The sequence below is a fragment of the Chelatococcus sp. KU-N122 genome (assembly GCF_055391085.1).
In genome coordinates this window covers 3,893,695-3,905,847 of record NZ_AP043981.1, presented here as the reverse complement: position 1 = coordinate 3,905,847, position 12,153 = coordinate 3,893,695, and the positions used below count along the sequence as shown (strand labels likewise).

Annotated in this window: 8 protein-coding genes; 2 read left to right on the top strand and 6 right to left on the bottom strand. The window is 65.1% G+C overall.

What is annotated here, in order from left to right; translation table 11 throughout:
* Positions 1-234: 234 nt before the first annotated feature.
* The 5 genes from ACZ5PO_RS17410 to ACZ5PO_RS17390 all read right to left on the bottom strand — a co-directional run bounded on the left by ACZ5PO_RS17410 (position 235) and on the right by ACZ5PO_RS17390 (position 8,386).
* A complete protein-coding gene (locus ACZ5PO_RS17410) occupies positions 235-966 on the bottom strand; it encodes a hypothetical protein (protein ID WP_464195691.1) in 732 nt (243 codons plus the stop codon).
* Between the two features lie 187 nt (positions 967-1,153).
* On the bottom strand, positions 1,154-2,056 hold the full coding sequence (locus ACZ5PO_RS17405) for a WcbI family polysaccharide biosynthesis putative acetyltransferase (RefSeq protein WP_464195689.1): 903 nt from the start codon (positions 2,054-2,056) through the stop codon (positions 1,154-1,156).
* Between the two features lie 76 nt (positions 2,057-2,132).
* Complete coding sequence (locus tag ACZ5PO_RS17400) at positions 2,133-3,218, bottom strand: hypothetical protein (RefSeq protein WP_464195687.1); 1,086 nt, start codon at positions 3,216-3,218, stop codon at positions 2,133-2,135.
* 72 nt (positions 3,219-3,290) lie between these two features.
* Positions 3,291-5,849, bottom strand: a complete 2,559-nt coding sequence (locus ACZ5PO_RS17395; RefSeq protein ID WP_464195685.1) for a glycosyltransferase — start codon at positions 5,847-5,849, stop codon at positions 3,291-3,293.
* A gap of 17 nt (positions 5,850-5,866) precedes the next feature.
* Complete coding sequence (locus ACZ5PO_RS17390; RefSeq protein ID WP_464195683.1) at positions 5,867-8,386, bottom strand: tetratricopeptide repeat protein; 2,520 nt, start codon at positions 8,384-8,386, stop codon at positions 5,867-5,869.
* A gap of 807 nt (positions 8,387-9,193) precedes the next feature.
* Between ACZ5PO_RS17390 and ACZ5PO_RS17385 the strand changes: the two genes are divergently transcribed.
* Positions 9,194-10,069 carry a GT-D fold domain-containing protein gene (locus ACZ5PO_RS17385; protein WP_464195681.1) on the top strand — a complete coding sequence of 292 codons (876 nt, stop codon included), beginning with the start codon at positions 9,194-9,196 and terminating at the stop codon, positions 10,067-10,069.
* A 217-nt stretch (positions 10,070-10,286) separates the two neighbouring features.
* On the top strand, positions 10,287-11,267 hold the full coding sequence (gene galE, locus ACZ5PO_RS17380) for a UDP-glucose 4-epimerase GalE (RefSeq protein WP_464195679.1): 981 nt from the start codon (positions 10,287-10,289) through the stop codon (positions 11,265-11,267).
* A gap of 18 nt (positions 11,268-11,285) precedes the next feature.
* Here galE and ACZ5PO_RS17375 read toward each other — a convergent pair whose 3' ends face one another.
* Positions 11,286-12,146, bottom strand: a complete 861-nt coding sequence (locus tag ACZ5PO_RS17375) for an acyltransferase (RefSeq protein WP_464195677.1) — start codon at positions 12,144-12,146, stop codon at positions 11,286-11,288.
* Between the last annotated feature and the right edge of the window lie 7 nt (positions 12,147-12,153).

Sequence of the window (12,153 nt, the reverse complement as noted above, 5' to 3'; positions counted from 1 at the left end):
GAAACTGAAACGGCCAGACACTACCTTGCCCGGCCTTTGCGGTAAAGGTGCCGGCTCCAGAATTCGCGGCGGTGCAGCATGTGAGGCGCGCGGCGCAACGTCGCCCGACCGATCCTCGCGACGACGACCGGGCAGCGTGGGAGCTACCGCCCTCGCACGACGGCCGGGCTCAGCCCGGCCGCAAATCAGCTTGGACGCACCAAGCGCTTTCCTGGATGAAAAGAGTCGGGCCGCTCAGCCGTTGGCTGCGCCGTCGTAGTCGACGCGCTCGAAATTCTCCTTCAGGAAGGCGACGAGCTTCTGTCCCATGACCAGCTCGTATTCCGGGCGGTAGTGCCCCGAATCGATCATGGCGGTCTCGTAGCCGATCTCGTAGACGTAGGGCGTCGGATCGAACATCTTCGCGTCCGAACGTTCGCAGACCTCGGTGATGGCCGATCGGATCAACGCCCGCTCCGCGATCGGCGCACCGTTGGCGCCGATGACGTTGACGTGCGGGACGAAAACAACGGGCGCATCGAGCTTCTCGACGATCGCCAGCAGATCGGCGACCAAGTCGTCGTGCTTCTGGACCGTGAGCTTTGCCTCCTCGGCCAAAGCCACGGCCGGCGGCGACTTGATCTCGCCCTTCAGCGCGTCGCGGACGCACCACTGCTGTAGGTACCAGCCGCCGGCTTCGTAGACCTTGATCGACGCAACCTCGACGACGAACACGTCGGTGCCGGCATAAAAATCGGCCCTTGCCGCTTCCGGATGGTATTTGTCCAGGCCATGAACGAGAAGCGGCAAGACCTCCTCGGAAGGGTTACGCTCCGCATTCATAATATCGTATTTCTGCAATACATCCTGAGTAGAATGCGTATACCACTCGGCCTTGTCGTGACCGGTCGAAATATGGCCGCGACGCTTCATCAAGTTCAGAGGTGTGAAGACGCGACAACTTCCAATCGCAGAAACCTTCAGCACGGACGCTCATCCTTTCCCCGGGCAGCTAGGTTTCAGACTCGCCGCCGCAATTGCCGGCGGGCCGCTCCCATCATCGGCCTAGGCTATACACGCTCTACTCTACGTTTAACGCGCGAGCGCGGAAAACTCAAGCCAGCCGGGCCGCCCGTCGCCCGTTGACCACGGCGTTCACTCGGAGTTGAACGCGTCAGGCCTTCAGAGCGGCAAAGCGGCGTTCCACGAGAGGCCACTGGGCGGAGGCGCGGATGGCGTCGCGCCCGGCCTCTTCGAGCGCGTTGAACTCGGCCGTCAGGTATTGCTCCAGATCCAGGAACGAATCGGTCTGGTACGCCTTGCCCTTGAAGATGTAGCTGCCGGGAAAAGCGAGCTCGTGGCGCTTGGCGATCTCGGGATAGACCGGAAACACCGACGTGTCCGTGAAGAACGCCGGAAACAGCGCCTCGTCGGGCTGCCAGTCCCTCGAGCTCGCCAGGCCGCGCTCGGCGAGCGCATCGGCGATGACCTTTGCCCAAGCGCTGAACACGACGGGCGTCGGATGGTTCAGGACGTACATGGACAGCCGCTGCCGCAGCAAATCGCCGAACCTCTCGGCGAACTTGATCTCGACGCCATCGTCGCCCTTGAGCAGCCGACCGAGCGACTGCCGCCACTCCGCGAAGTAGCCGAGCTGTTCGTACACGTCTTCCCGGAACAGGGTCATCGTCTCCTGAACGGTCTTGCCGTTCATGAAGCCATGGAGCCCGATGCGGCTGCGATATTGGTCTAGCGGACCGTCGATCCGCTTGTGCGGCAGCCCGAGCACCACGATGTCGGGATGATAGCCGCCGAAGAACAGATTGCTGATGGTCAGAATCGGCAGGCCAGGAAAGGTCGAGGCGATCTGTTCCTTGGCAAGCCCGAAGAATTTATCGCTCAGATTGAACGCCAGAATGAAATCAGCATCGACCCTGATCTCATCAATCCTCTTATTGATATGGGCTTCGGCCTTGGCGGGATGCAGGGAGTGAACCTGCACATGATCGAAATCGACATCGGCAACATAGTAGTTCAGCGCGTAAGCCAGGGATTTGACCTGGCAATTACCGACCACGTAAGCTTTCTTGGCGCGCTTCGACTGCGGCCTCAGGCCCCCTCCATTCGCAGGGGTAAGGGCCGGCGGCGACGTCTCAGGCTGCGGGGAAAGCGACATCTGCTTCTCTCACTCCTAGCTCGAACGCGTTGAGCCGCGCCGTCAACTTGGCGGTGACGCGCTTGTTCCTGACGCGCAGCACGTCCGGCGCGATGAGCTCCATGGTGACTCGCATATCGTTCGGCGTCGACAGTCCGTCGATCGTGCGATTCATGACCATGCCCAGGAACGTCGCCCGGTGCACCATTCTGAAATCGTTGAACAGCGTCGGATTGCTGTTCTGCGAGCTGGCGGCAGCCCGCTGGAACAGGACGAATAGGAAGTTGTTGACCTGGCGCGCGCGCTCGGTGGAGCCCTCCGCCGCCAGCATGACGCTGTAGAGCAGCAGGCCCTTGGAGCCGTTGTAGCCGACCGACCAGGCGTCCTCGATGTCTTCCAGAGCCGAATGGATGTTGGCTAGCGCCCCCATCATATCGGCGCGGCGGTTGGCGTAGAGAGCGAGATGCCACCCGATCGTGTTGAGCGAGATCACCATGTGATCGCGATCGGACCGCACATGCCGGGTTGCACCGAGGGACGACACCAGCGGCAGCGACTCGGCGACAAAGCGCATGGCGAGCTCAACCCGTTCCGCATCATCGGCTTCCAGGCTGCGGTAGCCGAAGATGACGGCGGCCGATGCCAGATTGGCGTTCGAGAGCTGGCAATGCCGCAGGCACTGAAAGAGCGAGAACAGCAGCGTCTCGTCATCCCGAATGCGCTGCCCTATCCATGTGTAGCGGGCGGCGAACTCCTTGTCGTCCTTGGGCGCCAGGAAACCCAGGTGCCAGCCGGCCGGATCCGCCGGCACCTCGGAGGTGGTCCCATCCGACGCCACCAGCTCGATCCCGTAGGTCGGTTTCGGCAGATCCTCGAGCGCAATCTTGAGCGTCCAGCTCGAGAGCTTCGCGCCGGCGGCATCCGTCTGCGTGCGGTCAGCCTTGCGGGGCTTGAAATCCCAGCTCTTGGTCTCGGTGCGGCCGGTCGCCTTGACGCCGACCGTCAGATCCTTGGGCCATTGCGCGCCCTGCAGCTCGATCTCGACCGCACCGCCGCGTATGGCCCCACGCGCTGCCCTCAGCATGTCCATCCTTCCTACACAACAAGGCGGGCTGCGCGCGATAAGGCCCCGGCCCGACGGTGGTCCCGCAATGGTCTAGTTCGTTCCGCCGATGGCGATGCTCTCATAGAGGTCGAGCGCCTTCATGTTCTGCCGCTCGATGTTGAACTCGTTCAACACGTGAGCCCGGCCCTGGCGGCCGAACTTCGAGGCGATAGCCGGATTCTCGTAAAGTGCGATGATAGCCTCCGCAAGCCCCTCGACGTCGTGCTCCTTGACCAGGAAGCCGGTGTAGCCGTGCACGACCGCTTCCGGGATGCCGCTGTGATAGGTGGAGATGACCGGTAGGCCGGTCGCCATCGCCTCCATCGTCACGGTGGGGATGCCCTCCATGTCGCCGTCCGCTCCGGTGACGCTGGTCGCCAGCATGGCGTGGCTCGAGCCCAGGGCCCGCGTGACCTCCGTGTGGGGACGCGAGCCCAGGAGCTGCACCTTGTCGCCGACGCCGAGCTCCGCCACCAGCTCGCGCAGCTTCGGCATGTCGGCGCCGTCGCCGATGAGCGTGTAGATAAGCGCCATGTCCGGCCGGCGCGCGATAGCCGCCGCCACGCCGCGGATGCTGAAGTCGAAGCCCTTCTTGGGCACGCACCGTCCGACGGAGACGAGGCGAAGCGGCTCGTCGGCGCTGCGCCCGCGGTCCGAGAAGACGAACTTGGAGCAATCGACGCCGACGCGATGAACCTGAACGTCCTTGGCGTCGAACCCGAGCCCGATGAGCCGCCGACGGAAGAAGTCGCTGATCGGCAGCGCCTTGTGCAGCCTGGTCTTGACGTCGTCGTAGAGGCCCGGACCCATGCTCTGGATGTGCGCCGACATGTCGATGCCGTGGAAGGAGCAGACGACCGGAACCTTGGCCCCGATCATGTCGAGGTATTTGTAGATCATTTTCGGGCGGTGGCCGAAGTGGCAGTGGATGACGTCGACGTTCTCGATCTGGCTGGCGATGGTCTGGGCGGCGTAGAGATCGAGGAGGCGCCGGTGCATCGTCTCCAGCGTCTCCTTGGCCTGCTCGTAGGTGGCGGCGGCCTTGGGATCGCCGATATCGGCATTGGAGAGCGCCGCGCCCAGGCGCAGGCCGACCGCCCGCGTCTCCGAGCCCAGGGACTGGAGGGGGTTGTTCTCGCGGTCAGTCGGCAGGATCGAGATGGTCCGCTTGTCCAGCTCGTACTTCAGGTAGTCGATGGGCACCTGGTCTGCCGGTCCGCGGCGCGTAAACAGCACGCGAACATCGACGCCGAGGTCGAGCAATCCGGTGACGTGATTGAGAACGAACGTCTCCGAGAGCTTCGGGAACTCCCCCGCCACGATCAGCACCTTGATCGGCCGGCGCTCGCGGTAGGATCGCCTGGAGCGCATGCGATCGACGGCGTTCTGGCGCCGGGCGTCGTCCGTGTAGAACTCGAGCAGCTTGCGCGATTGCACCGAGGCCTTGGCCTGCTTGGCCAGGATCACCTGCTTGTAGGAGTCGAGGTACATGCCGCCGACGATGCTGGGCAGATACCGCTTGGCCGCCTCGAGCGCGTTGGCCCGCATCTCGTCCATGCGCTCGGGCTTGATCGCGGCGAGCTTGGCGAGAATGCCGACCAGGTCGTCCGTGCTGTCGGGATCGAACAGCCACCCCGTCTTGTCGGGCTCGACGATGTCGGGAAGCCCGCCTCGCGTCGTCGCGATCACCGGCACGCCGTGCGCGAACGCCTCGATCGTGATGCGGCCGAACGGCTCGTGCCAGATGCTGGGGGCGAGCAGCACGTCGATGTCGGCGAAAAAGCTGACCGGATCGACGAAGCCGATGTAGCGCGCCTGGTGGGTCTCGCCGAGCTTCTGCACCCGCGCGGAGATCTGCTCGTCCTGCAAATCGCCCGCCATCACCAGCGACGCGGTGCCCGGCGTCAGCTGCGAAAACGCATCGATGACCAGGTTGATGCCCTTGCTGGCATGCATCCGGCCGAGGAAGCCGACCCGCGGCACGTCCCTGCGAACGCCCGGGCTCGTGATCGGCGCCGCTCCGCGGCGCTTGTAGGAATTCGGGATCACCCGCTTCAGCGTCGCTTCGGGGAAGAAGCCACGATTCAGGTGCCGTTCCAGCGTGAACTTGCTGATGCCGACGACGCCGTCGACGTACTTGGACATCTCGACGGCGTAGCGGCTGGAGACGTCGCACGCGGCGCATTGATCGCCGCAGTCGCGCACCCCGTCGAACATGTTGACGCTGCACATCAGCTTGTATTCGCGCAGCGTGTGCAGCAGCGGAATGCCGAGGGGCGCCAGCGCCTGCCACAGCTGAGGGGCGCGATGAAAGACGTTGGTGTGAATGATGTCGGGCTGCTCGCGCAGGATGATGGGCGCCAGCAGGTCCGCATGCGTCGGAATCTGCGACTTCTTCGCCACGAGGATCGTCTTGACTCCGTTGATGTCGCGAACGGAGTGAATGCCGCTTTCCGTCATGTCCCGGGTGTAGGAGGCGCGCGCCATCGAGATGAAGGTCACCTGATGGCCGGCGGCCGCCATGTAGTCGGCAATGCTCTGCACGGAGCGCTCCGCTCCGCCCGGCCCGCCGAACGCCGCATGCTCCTGGTTGATCAGCACGATTTTCATGTGGCCCTCGATCGCGGTTAAAGCGCCGGCTCGGTCCGCCGCCGGGTCGCCGGCGCCGCTCCACTGCCGGACGGCTCCAGCCAGCCGTGGATCGCGGACCGAACCGCGTCGGGAAGCTCGTTCTGGTCGAGAACGGCGGTATGGATGCTCCGCACCGTTGCGGAAAAGCCGGGAAGAACCTCTCCGCCGGGCGCCACCAGCAGGGACGGCGTGCCCGCCATGCCCGCGGTGTGGGCGCAGATCATGTCGGCCGTGACGACGATGGCGGCCTGCTTCAGGGCTTCGGCAAACGGCGCGACAGCTGCGTCGAGTCCCGCGATCGGAAGCTGCACGCGATGGACGCCCAGGCTGAGCTTCGTCGCGCACTCCGAAACGATCTTGTCCAATCCGTCCGGCACCGGGCCGCCATCGACCAGGAGCACCTTGCCGCCCCGAACCGCCGCAGGCGCAGATCGGGCCAGCGCCGGCGCCGGATTATAGATGTTGAGACGCTCCTCGGCCCAGCCGACATAGGCCCGCAAGCGCTCGCCCAGCTGCGGCTTGGGCTGGCCCCCCGTCTCCGAATAAGACAGGACATGGTTGGCGCGCGGCAGAGGCGCAGCAACGGCCGACGTGATGTATTCGGGCACCAGGAACAGGAGCTCCACCGGCTGATCGAGTTCATCGGAGGCCAGGAGCTTCACGCTCTCGGGAAGAAGCCCCTTGATGTGATCGGTGAAGCCCGTCCTGGCGGGAACGACGACGAGCGCCGGCGCTTCAAAGTGCGTGCTCAGGTGCGCGCCCAGCCCACAGCCGACCAGCACCGCATCCGCATCGCTGCCGGTCGCGACCGCAAAGGGCCGCTCGGTCGAGGTCATGATCCCGCGATACCGGCGCGGCAGCTGCACGAAGCCCGGATCGCGCACTGGGCTGGTGATCGCCTTGATCCTGGCGGGCGCCCGCTTGTGCGCGGGATCGGCGGCGAGGATGGCCTGCCAGGCGGCGAGAGCCTCCTGGTGTTCGCCGAGATCCTGGAGCAGCTGCGCCAACGTTTCCCGCAGCTTCATGTCGGCCGGGCGGAGCGCCGCCGCTTCCTTGAGGAGCACGATCGCTTCGACGGGCCGCTCGAGCGCCCCGAGCATCCGCGCCGATTTCTGCAGCCGCTCGAAGTAGGCTGAATCGGTGGGCGGAACGTTCTTCCAGTACTCGAGGGCCAGCAGCCGATCGCCTTCCAGCTCGGCGATCCGCGCCACGACGATGGACGGCTTGACATGGTTGCGCCTGAGCGAGAGCGCATCGAGCGCCAGCTGCTTGGCGAACACGATATCGCCCCGGCTGAGCGTCACCCGCGCAAACCGGAACAGCACGTCGAAGTCCTTCGGAGCGATCTCGTAGGCGCGCCGCAGCGTGATGTCCGCCAGCTCCAGGTCCCCCTTGGCCTCGGCCTGGGTTGCCTGCGCGATCAGCTCCTTGAGGCTCAGCTTCGCCAGCGCCGCGTCAGCCTTGCTGTCCGGCGCCGGGCCTGACGCCGTGTCCGGTGCCTTGGCCGCTGCACTGGTGCCCTTCTTGGCCGGCGCCGCAGCAGCGCTCGATTTGGCGGCCTCGGCAGCCGCCGGCTTGGCCGCCGGCGCCACCGCGGCGCTCGGCGTGCTGGCGGTTGCGACAGCGCCCGGTACGGCGGCCTTCGCCGCGGCGGCGGGCTTGGCCGGCACCGCTGTGGCGCCCGGCTCGGCAGGCACCGCACCGGCCTTCATGGGCGCAGGGGCGGTCCCCGGCTTGACCGGCGCCGGAGCGCCGCCCGGCTTGGCCGCCGACGGCGGGGCAGACGGCTTAACCGACGGCGGCGGCACCGCTGTTGCCGCCGACGGTGCGCCCGCGGCCGCCTTGGCCGCCTGGGGCGCGTTCCGCAAGGCCTCGCCGCCGAACTTCGAGGCCGTGTAATCGTTGGCCTTCACCGTACCCAGGACCTGACCGCCGAACTCGCGGGCCAGCCTGACGATCAGCGTCAGCTCGTCATCGCCATCGAGGATGGCCGGCGACAACTGAAAGCGGAAACCGTGGTTGCCGGTCCCGATCCCGGCGCGCTGCAGATCCGAGCGGAACACGTTGGCGAGCGACGAGCCCACCTCCTCGCCGCGGGCCATGATCTCGACTTCGACCGCCGTGTCCGGACTCGCCCGATCCCAGACCCAGCCGAAGAGAATCCCGGCTCTGACGCCTTCCACCCGGCCGGCGATCGTCCTTGGCGTGCTGGGGAAGGAAAAGACACGCGCATGATTTGCCGGCAATTCATCATCGGTGGGAAACCGAAGCAGAACGCGGTGTGTCTGGCCGTCCCGCAAGCGCGACGGAACGATGGCCTCGAACCCATGCCGACCATCGCCGATGCCGGCCGAGGCGAGATCGCGGCGCGGAATATCGGCGCTGACTGAGCCCACCTCCACGTCGTCGACGACGATGATTGGCTCGATGATCCGGTCGGGGCTGCTCGGGTCCCACACCCAGCCACGCAGCACCCCGTTGTTGCAGTCTTCCAGTTTACCGATCAGTGTCGCCATCGATCCCGCTGCCCTGCACCGAAACGGACTAAGCTCGCGCGGCCACTTGTAGGCAAGCCGCGCGGCACTTCAAGTCAGCGAGTGCTTCTAAATGATCGCATGCCCACCCCCTTCGATGCCGTGCAGCCAAATAGGCAGCCGGCTTGCACGCCCGTATGGACCTCCCTCCCCTACGGAAGGCCACAGACGCTTTAAGCAAACCGCGTGACAGTTCGGCAAAAGCCACGCTGCTCGTGTCGGATCCGAGGCGATGCCTACACCTCCGCGTCCGGCAATCACCGGCCTGGCTCCGGCTTCACAGGCGTCGCCCATATTTTGGGCAGCAATTTGCCCGGCGGAGGCGGTCTGGCGCCGCCCTTGCCACACCACAGCGCGCACCACGGCGTCGTCGCAATCCTGGCACGAGCTTTGACTTAGCCGGCTTAGCCGGTGCTCGCGTTCGATCGACCGGCACGCGCCTGCGGTGACCAGACCAGAAGTGCCCCGCGGGGGATCTCGATTGGCCTGCCTCGTGCATGCCAGGGCAGTCCCATACCACGTCACGGCAAGCGCGAGGCCGCCATGGCAGGGCGCTAACCGCGGGAGGCCGCGCTGCGGCCCGCTCCATGCCCTTCGGAACCGCGGCGTCCGTGCGGTTCGGGACCTGCTCGGCAGGGAGGCCCCACGGTTGGACGCTCGACAGGTGTTGCCCCTTCAACAAGGTGTGACTTGGCTTGCCGCCAGCGGCGCAACATGGGAGTGAATCGATTGTTGCAGCTGCCGCTACATGGTAGGAGCCCCCTTTGAATCGAGAGCGATGCCCCCCTTATGTTTGAGCCTACCGTCGATCTTTTGCCTACAGCTGATATTGAAAAGATCGTATACTCTGCTGTCCAACAGAAGAAAGCATTCAGCCTCGTCCGGTGCGGCGACGGTGAATCTGTTGTACTTGGCTATCCGGAATTCGTGCACGAAACCCGGTTCGCAACGTGGATGACCAACTTTTTCGGAACGCACGCCGACGATCCGAAAAAGTTTACCACCCTCCGGACACAACTCGAGCGCGCCATCGCGGACGCCGATGTCGTCGGCACCTTTCGGGAAAAGGTGAGCGACATCGAGAAAGCGCGGGAGACCGCCCTGGCGCTGGGGGCCATCCAGGACCTGACAAACGATCAAAAACTCGAGCTCAACCAGATCGAGTGGCGCCTCCTTGACCATCTTATCAAGCCGCTCCTACGCGGGCAGGCCCTCCTGACGACGACGAACATCCACATCAAGATGGAAGAGTCGGGCCTGCTGAAGTCCATAGCCGCAGAAGCGGGCCAGCTGAACTTGATCACCGGCAACGATATTCAAGAGAAACTCGAGGCGACCTTTCCGGACACCCGTATTACGCAATATAGGGTACCAACCGAATACAAATTCGAAACGTCCCGCGCCGGCTGGAGCGAATCGGAACCGCATTTTCCCGATGTATTCGACCGGATCATGGAGCGCATCGCGGCGGGGGATTTCGAGGGGGTGACCTTCATCGGCGCCGGCCCTTGTGGGAAAATTTATGCTTCGGCCATCAAGAAAGCCGGCGGCATCGCGATCGACATAGGGAGCATTATGGACGTCTGGGCCGGGCGAAACACCCGCAGCTTCATGCTGACCATGCGGCAGCGCACGCTGATGCCGGCTGCTCCGTCGACCGCGTAGACGATCTCGAATTGTCGGCGCTTGCGGCTGGGCCGGGAAAAACGGATCCGGCACGCCCAGGCCAGAATACGAATCGTCGCACTGCAACATGAAACATGGACACCCGGCCTCTAAGAATGTAGTCCTGCCGGGCCGGTCGGTACGCACGAGCCGGGCCTGTTGGGCCTCAGGCCGGGCGGAGATGCACGGCTAAGGGGTGAAGCTGACGGGGGGCACGATGACGTCGGTTTTGGTGGTGGGCGGGGCAGGCTACGTCGGAAGCCACTGCTGCCAGGAATTGCATGCCAACGGCTACCAACCGGTCGTGGTCGACAATTTCACCACCGGTCACCGGGATTTCGTCCGCTGGGGCCCGTACGAGGAGGGCGATGTCCGCGACCGCGACTTTCTCCTCGAGGTGTTCGATCGTCACCGGCCCACCGCGGTCATGCACTTCGCCGCCAAATCCCTGGTCGGGGAGTCGGTCGAGCGGCCGGAGATCTACTACGACAACAACGTCACCGGGACGCTCAACCTGCTCAACTGCATGGTCGCCCGCGGCGTCACCGACCTCGTCTTCTCGTCGACCTGCGCCATCTATGGCCCCCCCGACGGAGCGACGATCGCGGAGGATTGCGCAAAGGCGCCGCTGAGCCCGTACGGCTTCTCCAAACTCGTCTGCGAACAGATGATGGACGACTTCAGCCAAGCTTACGGCGTGAAGTCCGTGCGGCTGCGCTACTTCAATGCGTCCGGCGCCGATCCGAAGGCGGAGATCGGCGAGCACCACGTTCCCGAGACGCATCTGATCCCGCTCGTCCTCGACGCGGCGCTCGGGCTCAGGGACGCCATCCGCGTCTTCGGATCCGATTATCCGACGCCGGACGGCTCCGCCATCCGCGACTACATCCACGTCTGCGATCTGGCCGATGCTCACGTCAAAGCCGTCGACTATCTGGCCCGCGGCGGCGCCACCACGGCCGTCAACCTGGGCACCGGCACCGGCAGTTCCGTGCTCGAGGTGATCCGGCAGACCGAGGAGGCGCTCGGGCGCGCCATCCGCATCGAGAGCGCGCCGCGGCGGCCGGGCGATGCCACGGCGCTCGTCGCCAATCCCGCCCAGGCCCAGGCGCGCCTGGGCTGGCGGCCGACGCGATCGACGCTTCCCGAGATTGTCACCGACGCGTGGCGGTGGCATCAGAAGCGCTTCGGGAGCTGACGCGCGCTCCCAACGGGATCAGCGGTATTCTTCTGGGATGCCTTCCCAGCTGTAGGTGCGCGACCAAGCGACATCGCTGCGCACTTTGACGGCAGGCGAGCCGGCGTAAACACAGTTCGGATCGAGGGTCTTCGTCGCAAAGGAGGAGCCGCCAAGCACCGAGCCGCGGCCGATGCGCGTTCCCTTGCCGACTTTGCTGCCGTTGCCAAGCCAAACGTGCGGCTCGATCACGACCGAAGCACCGGGATTGACGAGCTCGCGGCTCGCCCGATCGAAGATGCCGTGCCCGTCCTCCGTCCGTACCATCACGTTGTTCGAAATCATGCTGTCGTCGCCGATGATGATGTGCAGCCCGTCTCCCGAGGCGATGCAGCCGCCTGTCTCCCAGGTCGTCCCGGCGCCCAGCGCAACGAAACAGTCGCGCCCCTTGGCCTCGACCACGACGTGGCGGAGCTTGCAGCCGGCGCCGACATAGACGACGCAGTTTCGTCCGCGCACATGAAGCCTGGTGCTATCCAGGCTGACGTCGGGAGCGAGCAGCAGCAGCGCCCCGGCCCCCTGGACGGACACGGCGGGAGGTCGCTTCAGCAGAGGGGCTCCCGCTGTGAAGACCGCGCCGCCGTCCCGGACGTCCCAAGGCTCGATACCCGCGGGGGGCGTCACAATCGGCAAGAAAGCCGCATCGGGGAACGTCACCATCGGCCCGAGATCTTCACAGAGCTGCCGCAACCGGCCGTAGGCGGCAGCAGAAGGTGTCTCCTTCAGCTGGAGAACCTCAACCATGTCAGTGCCTCCGGGGGCGAAAGGACGGATTTTTTGCGCCGCTCTTCGATCTTGGTTGCTACGCTCCGAGCCTTCACAGCCGCTCCCAATGTCCACCGAAGCG

Excerpts from the sequence above, each read along its gene's own strand:
- galE (WP_464195679.1), top strand. The coding sequence starts at position 10,287 with ATGACGTCGGTTTTGGTGGTGGGCGGGGCAGGCTACGTCGGAAGCCAC.
- ACZ5PO_RS17390 (WP_464195683.1), bottom strand. The coding sequence starts at position 8,386 with ATGGCGACACTGATCGGTAAACTGGAAGACTGCAACAACGGGGTGCTG.
- ACZ5PO_RS17400 (WP_464195687.1), bottom strand. The coding sequence starts at position 3,218 with ATGCTGAGGGCAGCGCGTGGGGCCATACGCGGCGGTGCGGTCGAGATC.
- ACZ5PO_RS17385 (WP_464195681.1), top strand. The coding sequence starts at position 9,194 with ATGTTTGAGCCTACCGTCGATCTTTTGCCTACAGCTGATATTGAAAAG.
- ACZ5PO_RS17395 (WP_464195685.1), bottom strand. The coding sequence starts at position 5,849 with ATGAAAATCGTGCTGATCAACCAGGAGCATGCGGCGTTCGGCGGGCCG.